The organism is Salmonella sp. SAL4457, assembly GCF_046548235.1.
GTDB lineage: Bacteria > Pseudomonadota > Gammaproteobacteria > Enterobacterales > Enterobacteriaceae > Salmonella > Salmonella enterica.
This window is the reverse complement of sequence record NZ_JBGDZO010000004.1, coordinates 264,762-288,004: the sequence shown is the minus strand read 5'-3', so window position 1 is coordinate 288,004 and position 23,243 is coordinate 264,762. Positions and strand designations below refer to the sequence as shown.

19 protein-coding genes are annotated in these 23,243 nt (G+C 52.2%); 11 read left to right on the top strand and 8 right to left on the bottom strand.

All coding sequences use genetic code 11. The features are described from left to right. Positions 1-106: 106 nt before the first annotated feature. Positions 107-1,480, bottom strand: a complete 1,374-nt coding sequence (mpl, locus tag ACLJNW_RS15120) for a UDP-N-acetylmuramate:L-alanyl-gamma-D-glutamyl-meso-diaminopimelate ligase (RefSeq protein WP_023204840.1) — start codon at positions 1,478-1,480, stop codon at positions 107-109. 174 nt (positions 1,481-1,654) lie between these two features. Between mpl and fbp the strand changes: the two genes are divergently transcribed. The 4 genes from fbp (at position 1,655) to ACLJNW_RS15100 (ending at position 6,188) form a co-directional block, all read left to right on the top strand. Continuing rightward, on the top strand, positions 1,655-2,653 hold the full coding sequence (gene fbp, locus ACLJNW_RS15115) for a class 1 fructose-bisphosphatase (protein WP_000853764.1): 999 nt from the start codon (positions 1,655-1,657) through the stop codon (positions 2,651-2,653). Between the two features lie 226 nt (positions 2,654-2,879). Next, positions 2,880-3,410: an inorganic diphosphatase gene (ppa, locus tag ACLJNW_RS15110; RefSeq protein WP_000055079.1), complete on the top strand. Its 531-nt coding sequence runs from the start codon at positions 2,880-2,882 to the stop codon at positions 3,408-3,410. Positions 3,411-3,819: 409 nt separating this feature from the next. After that, positions 3,820-4,983, top strand: a complete 1,164-nt coding sequence (locus ACLJNW_RS15105; RefSeq protein ID WP_023200846.1) for a metallo-dependent hydrolase — start codon at positions 3,820-3,822, stop codon at positions 4,981-4,983. Beyond that, a complete protein-coding gene (locus ACLJNW_RS15100; RefSeq protein ID WP_000203131.1) occupies positions 4,980-6,188 on the top strand; it encodes an MFS transporter in 1,209 nt (402 codons plus the stop codon). The genes ACLJNW_RS15105 and ACLJNW_RS15100 overlap by 4 nt, the downstream gene beginning before the upstream one ends. Positions 6,189-6,241: 53 nt before the next feature. On the opposite strand, the gene ACLJNW_RS15095 is transcribed toward ACLJNW_RS15100, so the two are convergent. From ACLJNW_RS15095 to tamA, 3 genes are read right to left on the bottom strand one after another with little or no spacing between them, the layout of a single operon-like run. After that, the gene (locus tag ACLJNW_RS15095) at positions 6,242-6,586 is read right to left on the bottom strand and encodes a gamma-glutamylcyclotransferase (RefSeq protein ID WP_001219167.1); all 345 of its coding nucleotides are present in this window, start codon (positions 6,584-6,586) and stop codon (positions 6,242-6,244) included. Positions 6,587-6,588: 2 nt separating this feature from the next. Then, positions 6,589-10,368: an autotransporter assembly complex protein TamB gene (gene tamB / locus ACLJNW_RS15090; protein ID WP_001748752.1), complete on the bottom strand. Its 3,780-nt coding sequence runs from the start codon at positions 10,366-10,368 to the stop codon at positions 6,589-6,591. Then, on the bottom strand, positions 10,365-12,098 hold the full coding sequence (tamA, locus tag ACLJNW_RS15085) for an autotransporter assembly complex protein TamA (RefSeq protein ID WP_001120237.1): 1,734 nt from the start codon (positions 12,096-12,098) through the stop codon (positions 10,365-10,367). Before tamA ends, tamB begins: the two co-directional genes overlap by 4 nt. Before the next feature lie 212 nt (positions 12,099-12,310). Here tamA and msrA point away from each other — a divergent pair, with 212 nt between their 5' ends. Both msrA and ACLJNW_RS15075 read left to right on the top strand, forming a co-directional pair. Continuing rightward, positions 12,311-12,949 carry a peptide-methionine (S)-S-oxide reductase MsrA gene (msrA, locus tag ACLJNW_RS15080; RefSeq protein WP_000051467.1) on the top strand — a complete coding sequence of 213 codons (639 nt, stop codon included), beginning with the start codon at positions 12,311-12,313 and terminating at the stop codon, positions 12,947-12,949. A gap of 182 nt (positions 12,950-13,131) precedes the next feature. Further along, complete coding sequence (locus ACLJNW_RS15075; RefSeq protein ID WP_000934974.1) at positions 13,132-14,475, top strand: hemolysin family protein; 1,344 nt, start codon at positions 13,132-13,134, stop codon at positions 14,473-14,475. An 84-nt stretch (positions 14,476-14,559) separates the two neighbouring features. On the opposite strand, the gene ACLJNW_RS15070 is transcribed toward ACLJNW_RS15075, so the two are convergent. Further along, positions 14,560-14,766 carry a DUF1107 domain-containing protein gene (locus ACLJNW_RS15070; RefSeq protein ID WP_000689229.1) on the bottom strand — a complete coding sequence of 69 codons (207 nt, stop codon included), beginning with the start codon at positions 14,764-14,766 and terminating at the stop codon, positions 14,560-14,562. A gap of 326 nt (positions 14,767-15,092) precedes the next feature. Between ACLJNW_RS15070 and ACLJNW_RS15065 the strand changes: the two genes are divergently transcribed. Then, positions 15,093-15,650 (top strand): YtfJ family protein, encoded by a 558-nt coding sequence (locus ACLJNW_RS15065; protein WP_000175301.1) that lies wholly within the window; start codon positions 15,093-15,095, stop codon positions 15,648-15,650. Here ACLJNW_RS15065 and cysQ read toward each other — a convergent pair. After that, positions 15,640-16,380, bottom strand: a complete 741-nt coding sequence (cysQ, locus tag ACLJNW_RS15060; RefSeq protein WP_024154830.1) for a 3'(2'),5'-bisphosphate nucleotidase CysQ — start codon at positions 16,378-16,380, stop codon at positions 15,640-15,642. The two genes, ACLJNW_RS15065 and cysQ, sit on opposite strands and share 11 nt — an antisense overlap. Positions 16,381-16,647: 267 nt before the next feature. On the opposite strand from cysQ, the gene ACLJNW_RS15055 reads away from it, so the two are divergent. Next, positions 16,648-18,591: a bifunctional 2',3'-cyclic-nucleotide 2'-phosphodiesterase/3'-nucleotidase gene (locus tag ACLJNW_RS15055; protein ID WP_001627603.1), complete on the top strand. Its 1,944-nt coding sequence runs from the start codon at positions 16,648-16,650 to the stop codon at positions 18,589-18,591. A gap of 57 nt (positions 18,592-18,648) precedes the next feature. On the opposite strand, the gene ACLJNW_RS15050 is transcribed toward ACLJNW_RS15055, so the two are convergent. Beyond that, complete coding sequence (locus tag ACLJNW_RS15050; protein ID WP_001201297.1) at positions 18,649-19,035, bottom strand: winged helix-turn-helix transcriptional regulator; 387 nt, start codon at positions 19,033-19,035, stop codon at positions 18,649-18,651. An 87-nt stretch (positions 19,036-19,122) separates the two neighbouring features. On the opposite strand from ACLJNW_RS15050, the gene ACLJNW_RS15045 reads away from it, so the two are divergent. From ACLJNW_RS15045 to ytfE, 3 genes are all read left to right on the top strand, one after another. Next, positions 19,123-19,971: an SDR family oxidoreductase gene (locus tag ACLJNW_RS15045; protein WP_023204838.1), complete on the top strand. Its 849-nt coding sequence runs from the start codon at positions 19,123-19,125 to the stop codon at positions 19,969-19,971. Between the two features lie 80 nt (positions 19,972-20,051). After that, positions 20,052-21,017: a DMT family transporter gene (locus ACLJNW_RS15040; protein ID WP_000623290.1), complete on the top strand. Its 966-nt coding sequence runs from the start codon at positions 20,052-20,054 to the stop codon at positions 21,015-21,017. A gap of 102 nt (positions 21,018-21,119) precedes the next feature. Beyond that, on the top strand, positions 21,120-21,782 hold the full coding sequence (gene ytfE, locus ACLJNW_RS15035) for an iron-sulfur cluster repair protein YtfE (protein WP_000331471.1): 663 nt from the start codon (positions 21,120-21,122) through the stop codon (positions 21,780-21,782). Positions 21,783-21,848: 66 nt separating this feature from the next. Here the strand turns inward: ytfE and ACLJNW_RS15030 are convergent, their stop codons facing one another. Then, positions 21,849-23,237 (bottom strand): hypothetical protein, encoded by a 1,389-nt coding sequence (locus tag ACLJNW_RS15030; protein ID WP_023204837.1) that lies wholly within the window; start codon positions 23,235-23,237, stop codon positions 21,849-21,851. Positions 23,238-23,243 lie beyond the last annotated feature (6 nt).

The following is a 23,243-nucleotide window of genomic DNA, read 5'->3' as shown; positions in this document are numbered from 1 at the left end:
TTTTACACGTTGATAGCGTCTGCCGGATGGCGGCGCTGGCGCCTTATCCGGCCTACGGGAATGTACGTATTGTAGGCCCGGTAAGCGCAGCGCCACCGGGCATTTTTTACTCCACAACCAGTGCTTTTTTCGCCAGCCCATCCAGCAATTTCTGATGGATGCCGCCGAAACCGCCGTTGCTCATCACCAGGATGTGATCGCCAGGCTGTGCGGTTTTCACCACCATTTCCGCCAGCGTATCGACATCGCCACTCCAGTGAGCAGGCTGTACGCAGGCGTCCGCCACTTCTGAAACCTGCCACGGAATATGCGGCGGCTGCAGCAGGAACACTTCATCCGCACGCCCTAACGACGGCGCCAGGTCATCCTTGCATAACCCCATCTTCATCGTGTTAGAACGCGGCTCCAGCACTGCGATAATGCGCGCGGTGCCGCCCACTTTACCGCGCAACGCCGCCAGCGTGGCCAGAATTGCCGTCGGGTGGTGAGCAAAATCGTCATATACCGTCACGCCGTTCGCTTCGCCGCGTAGCTCCAGACGGCGGCGGGCGTTAATAAATGACCCCAGCGCGCTGGCCGCTTCTGTGGGCGCGACGCCCACGTGGCGCGCGGCGGCAATCGCCATCAGCCCGTTGTGCATGTTATGTTCGCCGACCAGGCCCCATTTCACATCGCCGACTTTTTCGCCGTCCAGCCACACTTCCCACTCGGAAGCATCCGTAGTCAGCTTCTTCGCCTGCCAGTGTCCCTGCTCGCCCACCAGCTCCTGCTCGCTCCAGCAGCCCAGCGCCATGGTCTGTTTCAGGTTGATGTCGTTTTCCGGCCAGATGATGCGCCCCTGCCCCGGCACGATGCGCACCAGATGGTGGAACTGCTTCTGGATCGCTTTCAGATCGTCGAAGATGTCGGCATGATCAAACTCAAGGTTGTTGAGGATCAGCGTCCGCGGGCAGTAATGCACAAATTTAGAACGTTTATCAAAGAACGCGCAGTCGTACTCATCCGCTTCGATAACAAAGAACGGGCTCTCGCCCAGGCGCGCGGAAACCTCAAAGTTGCCCGGTACGCCGCCGATCACGAAGCCCGGTTTGTACCCGCACGCTTCCAGTATCCAGGTCGCCATGCCTGCGGTCGTGGTTTTGCCGTGGGTACCGGCGACCGCCAGTACCCAGCGGTCGCGCAACACAAAGTCGTGCAGCCACTGTGGACCAGACATAAAGGGAATGTTTTTTTCCAGCACCGCTTCCACGCACGGATTCCCGCGCGTCATCGCATTGCCGATAATCACCAGATCCGGCTGCGGATCGAGCTGGCTGGCGTCATAACCCTGGATCAGATCAATGCCTTGCTTCTCAAGTAAGGTACTCATCGGCGGATACACATTGGCGTCCGAACCCGTTACTTCATGACCAAGCGAGCGAGCCAGCATCGCCAGCCCCCCCATGAAAGTGCCACAAATTCCCAAAATATGAATGCGCATACGTCACTATCCTTTTTTTATCTGCGAGCCATTTTACGCACATGTCTGGCAAGTGAGAAACGCATTTCAGGTAAATCTGTACTTTGCTGGCGCGATTCACCTGAGCGCATCATCTGAAATGTTTGTTAAGATTGTTACGGTCGCTTTACTCCAATCAATTGCAGGGAAAGTGTTATGAAAACGTTAGGTGAATTTATTGTCGAAAAGCAGCACGAGTTCTCTCAGGCTACCGGTGAGCTCACTGCTTTGCTGTCGGCAATAAAATTGGGCGCCAAGATCATCCACCGCGATATCAACAAGGCCGGTCTGGTCGATATCCTGGGTGCCAGCGGTGCTGAGAACGTACAGGGCGAGGTTCAGCAGAAACTCGATCTGTTCGCGAACGAGAAACTGAAAGCTGCACTAAAAGCGCGCGATATTGTAGCGGGCATCGCATCGGAAGAAGAGGACGAAATTGTCGTCTTTGAAGGCTGCGAACACGCGAAATATGTGGTGCTGATGGACCCTCTGGATGGCTCTTCTAACATCGACGTTAACGTCTCTGTCGGTACGATTTTCTCGATTTATCGCCGCGTGACGCCTGTCGGCACGCCGGTCACCGAAGAAGATTTCCTGCAACCCGGCAACAAACAGGTCGCTGCGGGATATGTCGTGTATGGCTCGTCCACCATGCTGGTTTACACCACCGGCTGCGGCGTACACGCTTTCACCTACGATCCGTCGTTGGGCGTGTTCTGTCTGTGCCAGGAACGTATGCGTTTCCCGGAAAAGGGTAAAACATACTCCATTAACGAAGGCAACTACATTAAGTTCCCGAATGGCGTGAAGAAGTACATCAAATTCTGCCAGGAAGAGGATAGTTCAACAAGTCGCCCTTATACCTCACGTTACATTGGCTCTCTGGTGGCCGATTTCCACCGCAACCTGCTGAAAGGCGGCATCTATCTCTACCCCAGCACCGCCAGCCATCCGCAGGGAAAACTGCGTCTGCTGTATGAGTGCAACCCGATGGCGTTTCTCGCGGAACAGGCCGGCGGCAAAGCAAGCGATGGTAAAGAACGTATTCTGGATATCATTCCGGAAAGCCTGCACCAGCGCCGCTCGTTCTTCGTCGGCAACCGCCATATGGTTGACGATGTGGAACGCTTTATCCGCGAATACCCGGACGCGTAATCTTTACCACCATGCGGAATAACGCATGAAGCCGCCATTGGGCAATAACATGTCCAATGGCGGCGTTGCCTTATCAGACACGTGATTTTTCCGGTTCTTAACCTTTGGCGTTCATGCTCCGCAACGACGCGCCAGATGAGGCGGAAACGAAAACAAGCGAAGACTTTCGGCGTGAGTTGGCTATAATACTCGCCACTTGTTTGTCATAAATTCAAAGGAAACAGACATGAGCTTACTCAACGTCCCGGCGGGTAAAGAACTGCCGGAAGATATCTACGTCGTTATCGAGATCCCGGCTAACGCAGATCCGATCAAATACGAAGTTGACAAAGAGAGCGGCGCGCTGTTCGTTGACCGCTTCATGTCCACCGCGATGTTCTATCCGTGCAACTACGGTTACATCAACCATACCCTGTCTCTGGACGGCGACCCGGTAGACGTTCTGGTCCCGACGCCGTACCCGCTGCAGCCAGGCGCCGTCATCCGTTGCCGTCCGGTTGGCGTACTGAAAATGACCGACGAATCCGGTGAAGATGCGAAACTGGTTGCCGTACCGCACACCAAACTGAGCAAAGAGTACGATCACATTAAAGATGTGAACGATCTGCCGGAACTGCTGAAAGCGCAGATCACTCATTTCTTCGAGCATTATAAAGATCTCGAAAAAGGCAAATGGGTGAAAGTTGACGGTTGGGACAACGCCGAAGCGGCTAAAGCGGAAATCGTTGCCTCCTTCGAACGCGCAGCGAAGAAATAAGTTCGCTTTTACATAAGCGTCAAGATAAAGGCTCTCATAGTAATGAGGGCCTTTTTATTGGCTAATGAATAGAACACAATTTTTATCATTATTAATTTAATATTCACGGAATGAATAATACTTTACCTGATTTTTTATTAAAAAGGGTTGAATACGCTCACGGTTTCTCTAAAAAGCTTAAGATAATAATTGTTTTGTGAATGCCCCCAGACTCCCATGGACTTACGCCCTAAATATTAGCAAGCGCTAAAGTCTTATTTAGTGCATAAGCCCGATTACCTTTTTAATAAGGTATCCTAAGCTCTCCCTACCAATAATTGTATTTTTAATCCAACATAACATCCGCTCAAAACACACTTTTTAATATATTTTTAAGGGCTGCCATAATTATTTACTATTTTAAGAGATTATGATGAAAAATGATATATTAATTACCGGTGGACATATCATCGATCCCGCTCGTAATATTAATGAGATTAACAATTTACGCATCATTAACGATATTATCGTTGATGCCGATAAATATCCTGTAACTTCGGAGACCCGGATTATCCATGCCGACGGCATGATCGTCACTCCCGGTCTTATCGATTATCACGCGCATGTTTTTTATGACGCGACGGAAGGCGGCGTCAGGCCTGATATGTATATGCCGCCGAATGGCGTCACCACCGTCGTGGATGCAGGTTCTGCCGGTACGGCAAACTTTGATGCCTTCTACCGAACGGTGATTTGCGCCAGCAAAGTTCGAATCAAAGCGTTTCTGACCGTGTCGCCGCCGGGCCAAACCTGGTCACAAGAAAATTATGATCCTGACAATATTGATGAAAATAAGATCCACGCGCTGTTTCGTCAGTATCGCAACGTTCTTCAGGGATTAAAACTCAAGGTTCAGACTGAGGACATTGCTGAATATGGCTTAAAACCGCTGACTGAATCCCTTCGTATTGCCAACGATTTAAAGTGTCCCGTGGCAATACACTCGACTCATCCCGTCGTTCCCATGAAAGAACTTGTCTCCTTGCTACGCCGCGGCGATATTATCGCTCATGCGTTTCACGGCAAAGGTAGCACCATTCTTACTGATGAAGGCGCTGTCTTAGCCGAAGTCCGTCAGGCAAGAGAACGAGGCGTTATATTTGATGCCGCCAATGGTCGCAGCCATTTTTCAATGAACACGGCACGCCGGGCCATCGCCAATGGCTTTCTTCCGGATATCATCAGTAGCGATCTCTCAACCATCACTAAACTCGCCTGGCCTGTTTACGCCTTACCATGGATTTTATCGAAATATTTAGCACTCGGCGTCGCGCTTACCGATGTCATTAACGCCTGTACCCATACCCCAGCAGTTTTATTGGGCATGGCAGCAGAAATTGGTACGCTGGCCCCTGGGGCATTTGCCGATATCGCCATCTTTAAATTAAAAAACAGGCATGTTGAATTTGCCGATATTCATGGTGAAACGCTCACGGGGACGCATGTGCTGGTACCACAAATGACCATAAAATCCGGTGAGATATTATTTCGTCAAATTGATTTTGGCGCGCGGCCAAACGGAGTTGAAAAATGACCTCAATGCAAAAATGGCTACGGATCGGCGCGACATTAATGTTCGGCCTTTTTGTTGCTTATCTTGACCGTTCTAATCTTTCCGTTACGTTACCTACGATTACACACGACCTGAATATTGATGGCGCAACGGCCAGCATTGTATTAACCATATTTCTTATTGGCTATGCCTTTTCAAATATTTTTGGCGGCGTATTTACCCAGCGATACGATCCGAAAAAAATAGTCATTCTGATGGTGCTAATCTGGTCGATTGCGACCGTTTTTGTCGGATTTACCTCGTCAGTGTACGTTATTTTGATTTGTCGGCTGGTGCTTGGCATTACCGAAGGCATTTATTGGCCGCAGCAGTCCCGCTTCGCCAGCGACTGGTTTTCAGACAAAGAACGGACGCAGGCGAATAGTATTATCCAGTATTATGGACAGTTCCTGGCATTAGGACTGGGATTTATGATTTTGTCCCCGCTGGATGCTGCCTTCGGTTGGCGAAATGTTTTTATTATCACTGGTGTGATCGGCATTGTTGTTGTGGTTCCACTTTATATAACAATGCTGAAAAAACAGGAAGAAGCGCCTTATTATCGTGCGCCGGCGCCAACAGAGAAAACTAAGCTTACCCTGGAATCGCTGGGCGGAACCCCCTTCCTACTTCTTATTTTTACCTACATTACTCAAGGGATGTTGTTCTGGGGAATTACGTTATGGATCCCCATGGTTGTCAATTCTCTCGGCTATACCGGATTCAGTAAAGCATTGGTCAGTTCTCTGCCTTATCTGACTGCGGTTATACTGGCAATCCCTATCTCATGGATCAGTGATAAGACACAAAAACGTGTACTTATTGCTTCACTGGGCCTACTAATCCCCGGCGTGATGTTATTTCTCCTGCCATTTGTCGATGCGCCAGGCTTTAAAATCACGCTCATTACCCTGGCGATGGGCTATTACGCCGCCAGCTTTACCCCCAATATCTGGTCGATTATCCAGTCGAACGTTAAACCCCATGCGATTGGCCCAGCCTCCGGTATTATTAATGGCATCGGCGCCGGCGGCGGCGGTACGCTGGCAGGCCTAATGGTCGGCTATTTTTACCGGACAACCGGCAGCTATATGCAGGGATTTATGGTTCTCGGATGCATTGTTATCCTGGGCGGCGCGTCATTATTGATTTACGGCAGAATAAGAGCTCACCATGCCCGGCGTTAACGCCATCAGCCAGAATGTAAAAAACAACGCCACCCGAGGGTGGCGTGTTCAGTTCAGGGCTGGTTTCTGTCTAACCAGTCACCGCTTTCAATCAGAGTTAACCCATCAACAGGACGTTGATATACATACATCCATGCGCTGCCGTAAGGCGTCTGGATTAACTGGCGTGCGTATTCACCGCCCCTGGTGCGCAAAGCATCAAGTTCGGCCAGCGTGGCGTTATCAATTCGATAAACTTCACCGTATACCGCTCCGTTTCCCGGAACTGCGCCTGGATAGTGGCCCAGACTATACAACTGGTAGTTATCGATACGGTAATCGCCAAGCAATTGGGCATTGGTCATCCAGTGACTGTTGCCTTGTTTCTGTCGTAAACTGCCATAGACAAATATTCGCATTGCTAAAACTCAAACTGATAGAGCAAATCAAGTGCCTGATCTACGCCAGACACTGCTTCCAGATATAGCTTAGGCATCAGGCGATAACGTAACGTGAGCGTCGCCAGAGAGTCAAATATCCCTACACCATACTTCACCTGTAGACCCGGCAGTACATAGCCGCTGACCACAACCTGGGACGAATCGCCCACCCCTTGCGTGTCCAGCGCCAGATTACTTACACCGAATGTCTCTCCGATTTTACCCACAACCTGACCACTTTGCGCAACCCCCAGGCCAATAAGCATGGAGGTCATTGCTGCGCTATCACTCTGATTGCTGTCCAACCCCTGCCCACGCAGCAGATAAGAAAGCGCTTCAGCCTGCGGCATCGCCGGATCGGAGAAGATTTCCGCTTTGGGTTCATCAGCTGTGCCTGTGACGCGCACGCCCGCAATAACATCGTCTTCGGTGGCGTCAGGGTTACGGATCGCTTCGATATTGAGCAGCGGCTGATCCGGCGGGCCGGAGAACAGCAGCTCGCCTTTACGGACAAGCAGGTCCTGGCCGTAGGCGCGGAATCGGCCGTCAGGAATATTGATTTGACCATTCAGCCCCAGCCCCTGCTTATCCTGCGCGACTTTCAAATCGCCGGTCAAACGCGCTTTAAGCCCGAAGGCGTCGATACGCACGTTGTTGCCGACGTGGACCGTCAGATTACTGTTGATGGGAATAGACGCTGTCTGCGGCGTTTCTGGTTGCAGGTCATTATTGAGCATAACCACATCGCTGGAGACGCCAACCGCACTCTCTGGCAGGTCGTGCACCACAATTCGCGCCCACGGAACGTCCACACGCCCATCCAACGTGAACAGCGAAGGCGTCGCGTCAAAGACCACATCCGGCGAGACATCCAGGCGCACCATCGGCGGAACGGTAATCCGCACCCGGCTGCCTTTCGCCGTCACCCGCGCGCGCCAGTTGTCAATCTGGCTCCAGTCGGCGTTACCGTTCAGGTTAATTTGCCCTTGTTGTGTTCGCACGATACCGGCGAGCGTCGAACGCGTACCGCTAAAGTTCATGGTGAGCTGGCTCGGCTGCATCTCAAACGGCATAAAGTTACCGTCAATATCCAGCGCGCTAAGCTGCAACTGGCCAAACAACTGCGGGCTTTGCACATCGCCGCCCAGACGTAGCCTGGCGTTTAACATTCCCGCCGCTTTTTCGCCGCGCGAAAAGACAGGGTTGACCATCGCCAGATTGAGATTGCGCATGTTGACGTTACCGCCGAGATTGCGCCGCCCCTGAGGATCGGTTACCTGCACCTGGCCATCGAATTGACCATTGTTCGTCAGGCGAATCAGCCATCCCAGCTCGGCGCGATTATTGTGCAGATCGGCGCTGAGGTTCAGCGTCTCAAACGCGACCGGTAACGGCGCGTCATTGACGGTCTGCGTGACCTTCACATTCCGACCGGAAAGCGTGACCTTCCCCTGCGGCAATCCCTCCTGGGTGGTGTCCCACGACACGTCCGCTTTCCCGCTAAAGACCCCGCTGGCTTGCGTGGTATCAGGCATAAATGGCTTCAGCATCGCCAGATCAAAGCGGTTGAGATTGACCACCGCCCGTCCTGCGGCGCCCGCATCAATGGTTTGCGGGATGCACAGCTCGGCGTTCGGGTTCAGCCAACAATGCGGCCCGATACTGATTTTCTGTTCTTTATTACGGTAGTCCAGCGCAATCGCGCGGGTCAACGACCATGGCCCCACTGGCGTCTGGAAACGGGTGTCGCTTAACGTCCCTTTCCAGCGCGCCGCCTCGCGATCAAAACTGCCTGTCAGGGAGAGTTGACCGGATACCGGTTCTCCCTGAACACGGAGCTGTAGCTGATGCTGCTTCTCGCTGCCTTTGGCGTCAAGCGTCACCAGATTGATGTTAACGTCGGGCTGCGAAATCCGCTCTACGCGAACGTTGAGATGGCCCGCTATCTGATCGGTGGATTTAATATCGCCCTCGATGCGCGCCTGGGCGACAGACAGCTCCTGCCAGCGCAAGCCGCGGGCGGTGATATCCGCCAACAGCTGCGGCGCTTCTACCGTACCGCGGACTTTAACAATTCCTTTTGCCATGCCCCCCAGCCCTGGCAGCGCATTATCCAGCCCTGGCGCATCGATGGCGGCGTCAAGATTCAGCTCCTTAACACCAAGCTCGCCTTTTATATCGGCGCTGTTTGGGCCCAGCGCAAGGTGCAGCCCCGGGATCGTCCACTGCATGTAGCTGTTGCCCTTTAGCGTCCCGTTGACGTTAACGCTGTTCTGCTTCACATTGCCGGTCAGCTTGAGCTCCGGGACATCCATCTGCCAGGTGCCGCCGTAGAGGCTGCCTTTGGTTTTCATGACGCCGTTAAGCTTCGCGGGCCAGTCCGGGATCTCTTTAGCGGTATTGATGCCATTCAGCGTCAGTTCGCCACGCCAGCTAATCGCCTGCTGCCAGTCCACCAGCGCTTTCAGTTCGGTTTTTCCCTCCAGAGCGGCGACGGTGAGTTTATCGAGATTAATCTGCCGCTCATTCCCTTTAGCATCCAGCGTGATGGTCGCCGGCGGAATATCTTGTCCTTTCACGGCGGTTCGCATCGACAACGTATAGTCGGTCATCTTACCGCTCAGTTTGAGCTTCAGATCGTCAGCCTGAAACTGGGTATCACCCGTCAATGGCCAGGCAATGCGTTGGCTGACGACTTCAAGATTGAGCGGTAAACCGGCCTCCGCTAGCCGCGTCTGGGCGCGAAGCGCGACATCCATCGGCCCGGAAAGGTTCACCCCGACCTCCAGTTGTTCGCGTAGCGCGCCGCCGACCTTGAGTTTTATCTTTTCACCCTTTAGCGGATCGATATTCAGCGTACTGTTGAGCGTAATATCAACCGGCCAGTTATTGGCGAGCTGCGCCGTACCGGAGGCTTTCACCGTGCCCTGGTTGGCGTCGATATCCAGCGTATCCAGCTTCATATTACCGTCGATACTGCTGACTTTAAGCAGCATCGTGCGCACCGTCAGATCGGTATCGCCGGTGATGCGTAGCTGCTCGCCGCGAAATGACTCGATATTCAGATTAAGCGGCAGGTGAACATCGGTCATCTCCGGCATTACCGGTTTTGCAAACAGATCTTTTAGCGTTTCGCCAAGCGGCTTTTCATCCGGTTGAGGTTTCTCGATTTTGGGTTCAACCACCTCTTCCTGCGCCACGTCAGCGACCTTCGGCAGCGCGATCAGCAATCCCTGAAGCCGCGTCGGTTTCAGGGTCAGGTTTTTCTCCTGCCATGCCAGCCCGGAGGTAAAATCCAGCACCGAAACGGTAGTGTCATCAATCTTGATATTGATGTTATTCAACGCCACGCGCGACAGAGTGATGGGCCAGGGGGTGGAGAGGTTCAGCGGTCCGCTTTCTTCCTCTTCTTGCGCCGGTTCGGAAGGCGGCATTTTTTTGCTGTCGATAGCGACATTAATGTCTTTTAGCGCCAGATCATTGACGCACAGGCTACTGCGCCACAGGCAATCAAGCCCGACGGCCAGATGAATTTCGCCCGCATTCACCGCAACGCCCGGCTGCTCATAGCGGATATTTTTTAACGATAAGTCCCGCCAGCCGCCGGTGACCTGCCCAATCTCCAGCCCCGGCACCCAGCGGTTCGCCGCACTGAATACCAGATGCAGCCCCGTCGTCGTCCCGACCAGAAACGCAACGCTCGCCAGTAACACCACAATGAAAATCAACACGCCGAGGCTTATTTTCTTCCATAAACTCATAATTCAGGCCCCAGACCGATATAAAACTGTAAACCGTGTTCGTCTTTGTCGCCGACCGGTACGGCAAAATCGAGTTTGACAGGCCCAACCGGCGACGCCCAGCGCACGCCGACCCCGGTCCCGGTTTTGAAATCGCTACGGCGAATATCACTCACCGCCTCGCCGCTATCGACAAACACCGCCCCCCACCATTTGCCGGTGACGTTATACTGGTACTCCAGCGATCCGGTTGCCAGTTTTGAGGCGCCTTTAAGATTGCCGTCGCTATCTTTAGGCGAAATAGATTTGTATTTATAGCCGCGAATACTGCGGTCGCCCCCGGCGAAGAAACGTAAATCCGGCGGAACTTTGTCGAAATCACCGGTTTCTATCCAGCCCAAATTGGCGCGCATCACAAAACGGTGGCGATCGTACAAAGTCCGAATCCAGACGTTTTGCGCCTGCAGCACGGAGAAATCCACGTCGGAACCCCAGGCCGTATTCGAATAGTCTACCGAGTAGCGCTGCGAATCGCCCCAGGTTGGCATCAGTCCCCCTCGCGAGCGGGTTCGGCTGATCATCACGCCCGGGTAGAACAGCATGGTGGTATTGGTGACGTTCCCCTGGGTAAAGTGGTCGAAACTCCAGCGCAGGTTAATCGCCCGCTGCCAACCGCTGGAAAGGTCCCAGTAACGCGACACGGCAAGCGTGGTCGAGTCCTGCTCCGTATCATTCAAATCGGTACGTTTAAAACCGCCCTGTACCAGATAGTATTGCTCCAGCGGGTTTTTCAGCAGCGGCATTTTATAACTAAAATCCAGCACCTGTTCCGGCGCAGAAATACTGGTGCTGGTGGTCAAGCTATGACCGTAAGAGTTCATCCACGGTTTTTTCCACGACGCTTTCACGCGCGGCCCGACGTCGGTGGAGTACCCCACCCCGGTTTCAATCGTGTTTTCGGTTCGCGGCGATACCACGCCTTTTAACGGCAGAATTTTTGTTTTACGCGATTTCTCAAATTCCGGCGCCACCACGACAGAATTAAACCATCCGGTAGCGGAAAGTCGGCGGTTTAGTTCCGCCAAATCTTTCGATTCGTACTCATCACCCTCTTTAAACGGCAACAGATTTTGTAAATATTCATCACGAATCTGCGAACCTTCGAAGGTGACAGGCCCGAAGCGATAGCGCTCACCGCTATCATAATCAATATCCCAAAACGCCTGATGACGGCCCAGAGCAATTCCCAACTGACTTTTAACGAATTCGCTGTCGAAATAGCCTTTACGTAGCGACACGCTGGTTAACGACTTTTTAAAATTGTCATAGTCTCCCTGGTTCAGCACCGTGCCGATTGCCGGACGCGTTTTCAGTAAGGCCAGATAATCTTTGTCCGTGCGCGCGCCGCCGCGTAAAATGACTTCTGTACCGCCAATCAACACCGGCTGGCCGGGCGTAACCCTGGCGATTAATACCTGCCGTCCTTTCGCAGGCGGTGGAAGCAAGTCGAATTTGATAGTGGGTTCGTAATAGCCTAACGCTTTAAGCCCTTCGCGAATCGCATCATCAACTCGGGCGCGAAAGCGCCGATCCGGCGTCACCTCATCGCTCTGAATCGTAGAGAGCTGTGCGCGAACGTTTTTTTCCAGCTCTCCGGATAGCCCTTCGACTTTCAGACGAACATTTGCGGCTACCGCAGAACTGCTCAGGCACAGTAAGCTAACCCAACATAACTGACGGATATGTGGCACATTTTCTCCTGAATATCCCCTATTCCCACCCCTGGAAAAAATCACACTACCGCTCCGCGGCTTAACATAAAATCAACAATTTCGATTGAAAAGCAGACGACTGCCCAAATATTTCTTATGGTTAAATCCAGATACATTAATGTTGTTATTGTGTGCAAAGATGCGTCTCGTTACAACCTTAACGCCAATTAACGCTTTCGGGAGAATAGCTCATGAGTTTATTTGATAAAAAACATCTGGTTACTCAAGCAGATGCGTTACCAGGACGCAACACCCCGATGCCGATCGCCACTCTGCATGCGGTAAATGAACACTCTATGACCAATGTCCCTGCCGGGATGGAGATCGCCTACTTCGCTATGGGCTGTTTCTGGGGCGTAGAACGTTTATTCTGGCAATTGCCCGGCGTATATAGCACCGCGGCAGGGTATGCGGGCGGTTACACGCCTAATCCAACCTACCGGGAAGTCTGCTCCGGGCAGACCGGTCATGCCGAAGCGGTACGGATAGTGTACGATCCTGCCGTTATCCGTTATGAGCAGCTTTTACAGACCTTCTGGGAAAATCACGATCCGACGCAGGGGATGCAACAGGGTAACGATCACGGTACGCAATACCGTTCTGCGATTTATCCCTTAACGCCGGAACAGAATGCCGCCGCTCACGCCAGTCGCGAGCGCTTTCAGTCGGCAATGGCCGCCGCCGGAGACCATCGCCCTATTACCACGGAAATCGCCCATGCGACGCCGTTTTACTACGCCGAAGATGAACACCAACAGTATCTGCACAAAAATCCATACGGTTACTGCGGGATTGGCGGGATCGGCGTTTGCCTGCCGCCTGACGCGTGACGACGCTGGCGTAGGGGGAACTTGTCGGAGTTGAAAATGAACCCTCTGGCGACTTTACAGTAGCTTACGCTATACTAGCCCTGAACTTATCGGCTCACTGCTACGAGCCGGTTTTCATTAAACGTTACCACACGGATTTATAAACTTCCCTTCCGAGGATCTGGCGTTTCGCCGGATAAGATATGTTAAACAGTATATTCATTATATTCTGCCTGATCGCTGTAAGTGCGTTCTTCTCCATCTCCGAGATCTCGCTTGCCGCATCACGTAAGATTAAACTTAAGTTATTAGCTGATGAAGGCAGTATCAACGCACAACGCGTATTGAAAATGCAGGAAAATCCCGGCATGTTTTTCACCGTTGTGCAAATTGGCCTGAACGCCGTCGCTATTCTTGGCGGTATCGTCGGCGATGCGGCATTTTCGCCCGCCTTTTCCGCCCTTTTCTCGCACTATATGTCGCCAGAACTCTCCGAGCAGCTGAGCTTTATTCTCTCTTTCTCGCTGGTAACGGGGCTGTTTATCCTGTTCGCGGATTTAACCCCGAAACGCATCGGTATGATTGCGCCAGAAGCTGTGGCTTTGCGTATCATCAACCCGATGCGCTTCTGCCTGTTCGTTTTTCGCCCGCTGGTGTGGCTGTTTAACGGCATGGCAAACAACATCTTCCGCCTGTTCAAAATTCCAATGGTGCGGAAAGACGACATTACTTCTGATGATATTTACGCAGTGGTAGAAGCCGGCGCGCTGGCGGGCGTCTTGCGCAAGCAAGAGCACGAACTGATTGAAAATGTGTTTGAACTTGAATCCCGCACCGTACCGTCTTCTATGACGTCGCGCGAAAGTATCATCTGGTTTGATCTGCACGAAGACGAACAAAGCCTGAAGAAAAAGGTCGCCGAACATCCGCACTCAAAATTTTTGGTGTGTAATGAAGATATCGACCACATCATCGGCTATGTAGACTCCAAAGATCTGCTGAATCGCGTGCTGGCGAACCAAAGTATGGCGCTGAATAGCGGCGTGCAAATTCGCAATACCTTGATTGTGCCGGATACGCTGACCCTTTCTGAGGCGCTGGAAAGTTTCAAAACGGCGGGCGAAGATTTCGCGGTCATTATGAATGAATACGCTCTGGTCGTCGGTATCATTACGCTGAACGATGTGATGACCACGCTAATGGGTGACCTGGTCGGCCAGGGACTGGAAGAGCAAATTGTGGCGCGCGATGAAAATTCCTGGCTGGTTGACGGCGGCACGCCGATTGACGACGTCATGCGCGTGCTGGATATCGATGAGTTTCCGCAATCCGGCAACTATGAAACCATTGGCGGCTTTATGATGTTTATGCTGCGCAAGATCCCAAAACGTACTGATTCGGTGAAGTTTTCCGGCTACAAATTTGAAGTGGTGGATATCGACAACTACCGTATCGATCAGTTGCTGGTGACGCGTCTCGACAATAAAAGCAACGTACCGGCGCCGAAACTGCCCGATGCGCAAGGTAAAGAAGACAGCGCGGCCTGAAATACGTTTGCCAGAAACATCAACGGCTCCTGATTCAGGAGCCGTTTTTTTTTACTTTTTTAACCTACTGCATAGCACTTTTGGTTACGCCATCTCAGTTTGCAGACGCATAACCTGACGGTTAACTTCAGACATCACAGACAAGTGCTGCTTGTCTCTCACTTTTGGGATAAGAATCTTACCCTTATCGAACTCAAAAGCGCCAACATCCTTGATATATAACCGTCCACGGAACAGGATCTTCACGTACTTCGCCACCTGTAGCGGGTTGTAGCGTTGGAAAATTTTCATTGTTGTCTCCTGCAGAGTATTACGCCCTTGCGGTGCCACAATCAGCCCAACAGTTTTAAGGCGCAAATTTTAATGCCATATGACTATAGACCATATCTACGTCGTTTCCAGTGTGCATAAGTATATTTACCTTTTGATTACAGTTATTCAGAATTATCTAAACATCAGCTCATTTTTCTCAGTATATGCCTTCATTTTTCACAGGAAGTGTGCGCCCGCCCGCAAACTGGCATCCCCTTTGCGGGAAAAAGCATCAATCGCACATATGATTAACTATCGGCCCAAAGTGGTCGGATCACCTGCAAAAAAATAAAGAAGGAATGACCATGACCCTACGTAAAATTCTGGCGATGTCGTGTCTGCTACTCCCCATAATGGCTTGTGCGCATAACCTTGAAGATAACCAACGGGTGCCGCCGGTAGGCATTGCCGATCGTGGCGAACTGACGTTGAATAAAGATGAGTTTAGTTATAAAAACTGGAATAGCGCGCAGCTGGCGGGAAAAGTGCGCGTCCTGCTGCACATTGCGGGTCGAACGTCAGCGAAGGAAAAAAACGCCACGCTGATTGAAGCGATTAAATCAGCCAAGCTCCCGCATGACAGATACCAGACGACCACAATTGTGAACACCGATGATGCGATCCCAGGCTCCGGTATGTTCGTGCGTAGCAGTATAGAAAGTAATAAAAAGCTCTACCCGTGGTCGCAATTTATTGTCGACAGCAATGGCGTGGCGCGTAACGCCTGGCAATTAAAAGAAGAGGGGTCCGCCGTCATCGTGCTTGACAAAGACGGTCGGGTTCAATGGGTGAAAGATGGCGCGTTAACCCAGCAAGAGGTACAGCAGGTGGTCGACCTGCTGCATAAGCTCCTCAGTAAATAGTCACCCGGAAGCCGGGGTTAAGGAACGACTCACGAGGGGTATAGTCCAGCGTTTTTCCCTGCCAGTCGTGAACGTGCGCCCCGGCTGCAACAGCAATGGCATGACCTGCGGCAGTGTCCCAGACGCTGGTCGGCCCAAATCTGGGGTAAAGCTGCGCCTGGCCTTCCGCCACAAGGCAGAATTTCAGCGAAGAACCAATAGAGGTGGTCTGATGTTCGCCAAGCTGTTGGAGATATTCGGTGAGTTCATCATCCGTATGCGAACGGCTAATCACCACCAGCGGCGGGCGGGCATCCCGGACCTGAATCTGCTTACGCACCCCGCACTCCTCTTTCCAGGCCTTACCTTCCGCCGCGTAGTAAATCACTTTCAGCACCGGCGCATAGACCACGCCCAACACCGGTTTGCCCTGCTCAATCAGCGCGATATTGACCGTGAATTCGCCATTGCGCTTGATGAACTCTTTGGTGCCGTCGAGCGGATCGACCAGCCAGTAGCGCTGCCAGTGCTGGCGCACTTCCCAGGCAGGCGGATCTTCTTCTGAAAGCACCGGAATATCCGGCGTGAGCGTGCGTAACCCTTCGAGAATCACGGTATGTGCGGCGATATCCGCCGCAGTGACTGGAGAATCGTCCTGCTTGCGGGCGTACTCCATCGGTTTGGCTCCATCATAAACCTGCATAATGGCATCGCCCGCGTTCCGTGCAAGCTGGCATACTTGTTCTAACATTCTCCACCTCTTTATGACAGGGGCGTTAACTCGTTGTTTTACTTATACCCGATCGTTAAGGGTTCCGCCAACTGTGATACCGTCTGCGGTTTTGATAATACCTTTCATGGCATGATTCACCCTTCTGTGAACACTCGCAAAAAATCGGCCGGATGGGGCGGTTTCGCCTTCTTCTGGCGACGGTCGGAACGATATCGGGTTTCACTGTTTATCATCGCTATTTTTCACTATCCGGCTTTTCTATTGCGTTCTTAAAAGGTGCCTCTGATGATTAAGTTTAGTGCAACGCTTCTGGCTACGCTGATCGCCGCCAGCGTGAATGCGGCCACCGTCGATCTCCGTATCATGGAAACTACTGATTTACATAGCAACATGATGGATTTCGATTATTACAAGGATACCGCAACCGAAAAATTCGGATTGGTACGTACCGCAAGTTTGATTCATGCCGCCCGAAATGAAGTCAAAAACAGCGTGCTGGTGGATAACGGCGACCTGATTCAGGGGAGCCCTCTGGGCGATTATATGGCGGCAAAAGGGCTCAAAGACGGTGACGTTCACCCGGTCTATAAAGCGCTCAACACTCTGGATTACGCGGTTGGAAACCTCGGCAACCATGAGTTTAATTATGGTCTGGACTATCTGCATAACGCGCTGGCCGGCGCGAAATTCCCTTATGTTAACGCCAATATTATCGACGTTAAAACCCAAAAGCCGCTCTTTACGCCTTATCTGATTAAAGAGACGAGCGTTATTGATAAAGACGGCCACCCGCAAACTCTGAAAATCGGCTATATCGGCTTTGTTCCGCCGCAAATCATGATTTGGGATAAAGCGAATCTGAGCGGCAAAGTTACCGTCAATGACATTACGGAAACCGCCCGGAAATATGTGCCCGAAATGCGCGAGAAAGGCGCTGATATCGTGGTAGTCATTGCTCACTCAGGCCTTTCTGCCGATCCGTACCACAGCATGGCGGAAAACTCGGTTTATTACCTCAGCGAAGTTCCCGGCGTTGACGCGATTATGTTTGGTCACGCCCACGCCGTCTTCCCCGGTAAAGATTTTGCCGACATCAAAGGCGCGGATATCGCCAAAGGTACGCTTAACGGCATTCCTGCGGTAATGCCTGGCATGTGGGGCGACCATCTGGGAGTGGTCGATCTGGTGCTCAACAACGACAACGGCAAATGGCAGGTTACGCAGGCGAAAGCGGAAGCGCGGCCTATTTACGACGCCGCCGCTAAAAAGTCGCTGGCGGCGGAAGACAGTAAGCTGGTCGGTATTCTGAAAGCCGATCACGATGCCACCCGCGAGTTTGTCAGCAAGCCCATCGGTAAATCCGCCGATAATATGTACAGTTATCTTGCTCTGGTGCAGGACGATCCTACCGTACAGGTGGTGAATAACGCGCAAAAAGCGTATGTGGAACACTTTATTCAGGGCGATCCGGATCTGGCGAAACTGCCGGTGCTGTCCGCCGCCGCGCCGTTTAAAGTTGGCGGGCGTAAGAACGATCCTGCCAGCTTTGTCGAGGTGGAAAAAGGCCAGTTGACCTTCCGTAACGCCGCCGATCTTTATCTCTATCCGAATACGCTAGTGGTGGTGAAAGCCAGCGGCAAGGAGGTAAAAGAGTGGCTGGAATGCTCTGCCGGACAATTTAATCAAATTGATATTCACAGCAACAAACCGCAATCGTTGATCAATTGGGATGGCTTTCGCACCTATAATTTCGATGTCATTGATGGCGTGAATTATCAAATCGATGTGTCACAGCCCGCCCGCTATGATGGCGAATGCCAGATGGTGAATCCACAGGCGGAACGTATTAAAAACCTGACCTTTAACGGTAAGCCTGTCGACCCGAACGCTACGTTCCTGGTCGCCACGAATAACTATCGCGCTTACGGCGGCAAGTTTGCCGGCACGGGCGACAGCCATATCGCCTTTGCGTCTCCGGATGAAAATCGCGCCGTGCTGGCGGCATGGATTGGCGCAGAGTCAAAACGCGCGGGCGAAATCCATCCGGCGGCGGATAATAACTGGCGTCTGGCGCCAATCCACAGCGATACGGCGCTGGATATCCGCTTTGAAACATCGCCAGGCGATAAAGCCGCTGCCTTCATTAAAGCGAAAGGGCAGTATCCGATGAAGAAGGTTGCTGTCGATGATATCGGTTTTGCCATTTATCAGGTGGATTTGAGCAAGTAACGTGAGTCCCGCATGGCGCTGCGTTTATTCGGCCTGACTGGCAGGCCGAATAAAGCGCTAGCCGCCATCTGATAAACGCTCCCGCTGCGCCAATACCTGCGGCAAATTCAGTTCTATCCAGTCCGCCAGCGCGGCGACTTTATCACTCACCTGCTCGCCAAGCGGCGTCAGGCTGTACTCCACATGCGGCGGAACAACTGGATATGACACCCGGTTAAGAAATCCGTCCTGTTCAAGCGCCTGTAACGACTGCGCCAGCATCTTTTCACTCACGCCTCCCATCTTGCGGCGCAGGTCGCTAAAACGGTGTGTACCGTCGCGTAACGCGACCAGAATCAGTACGCCCCAGCGACTGGTGACATGTTTTAACACCTCACGGGACGGGCACTGTTCAGCAAAGAGATTACCTTCACGCAACTGCCGGGAAAGAGTATGAGCGCGCATTGATACTTACCTTTTTGTACGTACTTACTAAAAGTAAGTTTAGGTGGTAGCGTAATAAAACACAAGACCAACACTGAGGAGTTCACCATGATTGCTATCACTGGCGCAACAGGCCAACTGGGCCAACACGTTATTGAAAACCTGCTAAAAACGACGCCCGCCAGTCACCTCATCGCGATCGTCCGTAACCCGAAAAAAGCCGCCCCGCTCAGTCAGCGCGGGATTGCCGTTCGCCAGGCGGATTACGCTAACGAAGCCGCGCTGACCACCGCCTTACAGGGCGTTGATAAACTGCTGCTTATATCATCCAGCGAAGTGGGACAACGCACCGCGCAGCACCGCAACGTCATTCAGGCCGCAATTGCCGCGAAGGTGAAATTCATCGCCTATACCAGCCTGCTACATGCGGATAAATCGCCGCTGGCGCTCGCCGATGAACATATTGAAACGGAAAAAATGCTGGCTGAGTCAGGTATTCCTCACACGCTATTACGTAACGGCTGGTATACGGAAAACTACCTGGCGAGCGTCCCTGCCGCGCTGAAGCATGGCGTCTTTATTGGCGCGGCGGGAGAAGGGAAAATCGCCTCCGCAATGCGCGCTGACTATGCCGCCGCCGCCGCGCGCGTCATCAGTGAAGAGGGTCACGCCGGGAATGTCTACGAGCTGGCGGGTGATGACGCCTGGACATTACGCCAGTTGGCGGATGAACTTACTCATCAGAGCGGAAAAAAAATCGTCTACCAGAACCTGAGCGAAGTCGATTTTGCCGCCGCGTTAAAAGGCGCAGGCCTGCCTGACGGACTGGCGGATATGTTGGCCAATTCTGACGCTGGCGCGGCGAAAGGCGGCTTGTTTGATGACAGCCATACGCTGCGTAAACTCATCGGCCGCCCGACGACGACGCTCACAGAAAGCCTTCGCTCCGTACTGTAAGTGTTAAAATTTAGTTAATTTATGTGGCATCCTCATAGACCTTCTCTGATAATGACGGAACGGTTTATGAGGAGAATCTGATGATTAGCGGCGTGCTATACGCCCTGCTGGCAGGGCTAATGTGGGGATTGATTTTCGTCGGCCCGTTAATCGTGCCGGATTACCCGGCCCTCTTACAGTCAATGGGACGCTATCTGGCGCTGGGGCTGATTGCCCTGCCGATTGCCTGGTTAGGCCGCACGCGGTTACGCCAGTTGACGCGCAAAGACTGGTCCACCGCCCTGTCGCTGACTTTGATGGGCAATGTAATCTATTACGCCTGCCTCGCCAGCGCTATTCAGCGAACCGGCGCGCCGGTGTCGACGATGATCATCGGGACATTGCCGGTCGTCATTCCACTTTTCGCTAACGTTCTCTATAGCCAACGAGACGGCAGATTATCCTGGCGGCGTTTAGCGCCCGCGCTGGCGCTTATCGGTTTTGGCCTGCTGTGCGTCAATATTGCTGAACTTAGTCAGGGATTATCCGATGTTAGCGGCTGGCGCTATGGTTCAGGCATTGTGCTGGCGCTGATTTCCGTAGCGTGCTGGGCATGGTATGCGCTGCGCAACGCCCGCTGGCTGCGGGAAAATCCCGACAAACATCCCATGATGTGGGCAACGGCGCAGGCGCTGGTTACGCTGCCGGTCTCGTTAATCGGCTATGCGGCGGTCTGTCTGTGGCTGAGTATCCAGAAACCGTTGTTTACCCTGCCCTTTGGCCCGCATCCCGCGCTGTTTATCGGTCTGATGATCGCCATCGCAGTGCTGTGTTCCTGGGTGGGCGCGCTGTGCTGGAATATCGCCAGCCAAAAATTGCCAACCGTTATTTTAGGGCCGCTGATTGTTTTTGAGACGTTGGCGGGACTGCTCTATACCTTCATTCTGCGCCAGGAAATCCCGCCATTCCTGACGTTAAGCGGCATTGCGCTCCTGGTGGCGGGCGTGGTCATTGCCGTGAGAGCGAAACCGGAAAAAGCGACCGTCGTTCCGGTCACGGAACGCTAATTTCATACTCGCTTAAATTATACGCACCCCGAAAGAGTTATAGCCTCGCCTTAAAGATGTATTTAAAATACAACTTATATTATTGCAAATGAGGTAACGGCTATGGCTTATCGCGATCAACCTTTAGGCGAACTGGCGCTCTCTATTCCCCGCGCATCGGCGCTGTTTCGCCAGTACGATATGGATTACTGCTGCGGTGGAAAACAGACGCTGGCACGCGCCGCCGCGCGTCACGACGTCGATATTGACATCATTGAAGCGCAACTGGCGCAATTGGCTGAACAGCCCATCGAAAAAGACTGGCGCGCCGTTCCGCTGGCGGACATTATTGACCATATCGTTGTGCGCTATCATGATCGACACCGCGAACAACTGCCGGAGCTTATCCTGCAGGCAACCAAAGTGGAACGCGTTCACGCGGATAAGCCAAACGTCCCACGCGGCCTGACAAAATATCTCACCGCGCTGCATGAAGAGCTTTCCAGCCATATGATGAAAGAAGAACAGATCCTGTTCCCCATGATCAAACAGGGTATGGGTCGCCAGGCAACGGGCCCGATAAGCGTAATGGAAAGCGAGCATGACGAGGCGGGAGAGCTGGTAGACGTCATCAAACACGTCACCCAAAATGTAACGCCGCCGCCAGAAGCCTGCACCACCTGGAAAGCGATGTATAACGGCATTAATGAGATGATTGATGATCTGATGGAGCACATCAGCCTGGAGAATAACGTGCTGTTCCCACGCGCGCTGGCCGGGGAATAATCCACCGCCAATAAACGATCCTGAACGTATAGACAGGATCGTTTATTCTGAATCGACTAACGCTTTTTAGCGAGAGGTGAATGCATTATTAATAACCTCATATTTCCCCTCCTCAGTGACCAGATAATAACCGCTCTTGTCGATATGCGCAGTATCCAGCGTCCGCGTTACGTTACGCCGTTGCCCGCTATCCACCAGCGTATCACCGAAGAAATAGAGATAACGATCGTCATGAGCAAAAACATCAGAAAATGAACCATCGGGATTTTTAAACCACACCAATGGTCCAATAGGGTCGATAATCTGCACGCCCCCATCGCCGATAAAATAGATCTGTTTACCCACCAAATTAGCGCCAGCTTTCAGCTGTACCTGCGGATCAGGCAAGCGGGTGATGGTTAATACCCTGTCGACCGGAGAGACATACTTCACCTGGTACAATAGATCTTTGTACTGTGCTACCGTCCAATTGTAATGAATGGGATGGAAATATTCTGGATCAACATTGGGAATAGTCGCTATTCGGCAGTCATCGCCTCGGCGCGATGCCTCTCGCGTCATCCATGTCACCTTATCCCGCTGTACATTAAACGTATTGAGACAGTCTTTGCCGAAGTAATAGCGTTTTACGCCTGCTTTGTCGCGATAGAGTAACTGCACGCCAGCGACCCAGCGCACAACATGAAAAGAGTTCGGATCGGCATCAATTGCCACACCATTAACAAAAACCTGCGTGGCGGTACGTAGAATAGTGTCCCACGGGCCAGGATTAGATGTAGTATCGCAGCTGGTCGGCGAAAACAGAATATTACGCTGCTCCCAGGATTTAACGCCCAGGATGGAATATCCCTGCGCACTAGCCAGCCAGCGTCCCTGAAAGTAGAGGTTGCGCCTGTCTTTAAGCACATCGCCGGAGTCGCTTAATTTGATGTTGCCGCCGACCTGCTGCAACGAATCTATATCGACCCTTTTTTCACCATGATTATCATCTGTGCGCTCGCCGTCGAAGTAAAGACTATCTTTATCAGCGGCAAAGCGTCCATACGCCCGAAAAGTCGCTGCATCCACTGGCGGCTTACCCGGTGGATTTTGTACGATTTTCCCAGCCCATAAAATATGCTGGCCGTCGGTTAGCCAATAAAACTGCCAGAAATCATTTTTTATTAGCGATGAAAAAGCGGCGACATGAACAAAATCATTACTCATTTTTCCACGGTCATTATATTCATTAATAATGCGGTCAGGAACGTGCCGTAGTTGACTAAATTTTACCTCTCGAATTTCAATATCTTTAAAATTAATACCATAATCATAATCTTCTTCAACTACATATTTCGTTCCCTGCCCCCACGGCTGATAGTGAAACAAAGCATATGGAATGCCGGAACAGGCCAGAGCTAACACTGGTGCCAGCATTAATAAAATCGATAAACAGAACTGTTTTATTCTCAACATTGCGCC

What these genes read in the sequence shown, in the direction of transcription:
- mpl (WP_023204840.1), bottom strand. Translation starts at nt 1,480, where the DNA reads ATGCGCATTCATATTTTGGGAATTTGTGGCACTTTCATGGGGGGGCTG.
- fbp (WP_000853764.1), top strand. Translation starts at nt 1,655, where the DNA reads ATGAAAACGTTAGGTGAATTTATTGTCGAAAAGCAGCACGAGTTCTCT.
- ppa (WP_000055079.1), top strand. Translation starts at nt 2,880, where the DNA reads ATGAGCTTACTCAACGTCCCGGCGGGTAAAGAACTGCCGGAAGATATC.
- ACLJNW_RS15105 (WP_023200846.1), top strand. Translation starts at nt 3,820, where the DNA reads ATGATGAAAAATGATATATTAATTACCGGTGGACATATCATCGATCCC.
- ACLJNW_RS15100 (WP_000203131.1), top strand. Translation starts at nt 4,980, where the DNA reads ATGACCTCAATGCAAAAATGGCTACGGATCGGCGCGACATTAATGTTC.
- ACLJNW_RS15095 (WP_001219167.1), bottom strand. Translation starts at nt 6,586, where the DNA reads ATGCGAATATTTGTCTATGGCAGTTTACGACAGAAACAAGGCAACAGT.
- tamB (WP_001748752.1), bottom strand. Translation starts at nt 10,368, where the DNA reads ATGAGTTTATGGAAGAAAATAAGCCTCGGCGTGTTGATTTTCATTGTG.
- msrA (WP_000051467.1), top strand. Translation starts at nt 12,311, where the DNA reads ATGAGTTTATTTGATAAAAAACATCTGGTTACTCAAGCAGATGCGTTA.
- ACLJNW_RS15075 (WP_000934974.1), top strand. Translation starts at nt 13,132, where the DNA reads ATGTTAAACAGTATATTCATTATATTCTGCCTGATCGCTGTAAGTGCG.
- ACLJNW_RS15070 (WP_000689229.1), bottom strand. Translation starts at nt 14,766, where the DNA reads ATGAAAATTTTCCAACGCTACAACCCGCTACAGGTGGCGAAGTACGTG.
- ACLJNW_RS15065 (WP_000175301.1), top strand. Translation starts at nt 15,093, where the DNA reads ATGACCCTACGTAAAATTCTGGCGATGTCGTGTCTGCTACTCCCCATA.
- cysQ (WP_024154830.1), bottom strand. Translation starts at nt 16,380, where the DNA reads ATGTTAGAACAAGTATGCCAGCTTGCACGGAACGCGGGCGATGCCATT.
- ACLJNW_RS15055 (WP_001627603.1), top strand. Translation starts at nt 16,648, where the DNA reads ATGATTAAGTTTAGTGCAACGCTTCTGGCTACGCTGATCGCCGCCAGC.
- ACLJNW_RS15050 (WP_001201297.1), bottom strand. Translation starts at nt 19,035, where the DNA reads ATGCGCGCTCATACTCTTTCCCGGCAGTTGCGTGAAGGTAATCTCTTT.
- ACLJNW_RS15045 (WP_023204838.1), top strand. Translation starts at nt 19,123, where the DNA reads ATGATTGCTATCACTGGCGCAACAGGCCAACTGGGCCAACACGTTATT.
- ACLJNW_RS15040 (WP_000623290.1), top strand. Translation starts at nt 20,052, where the DNA reads ATGATTAGCGGCGTGCTATACGCCCTGCTGGCAGGGCTAATGTGGGGA.
- ytfE (WP_000331471.1), top strand. Translation starts at nt 21,120, where the DNA reads ATGGCTTATCGCGATCAACCTTTAGGCGAACTGGCGCTCTCTATTCCC.
- ACLJNW_RS15030 (WP_023204837.1), bottom strand. Translation starts at nt 23,237, where the DNA reads ATGTTGAGAATAAAACAGTTCTGTTTATCGATTTTATTAATGCTGGCA.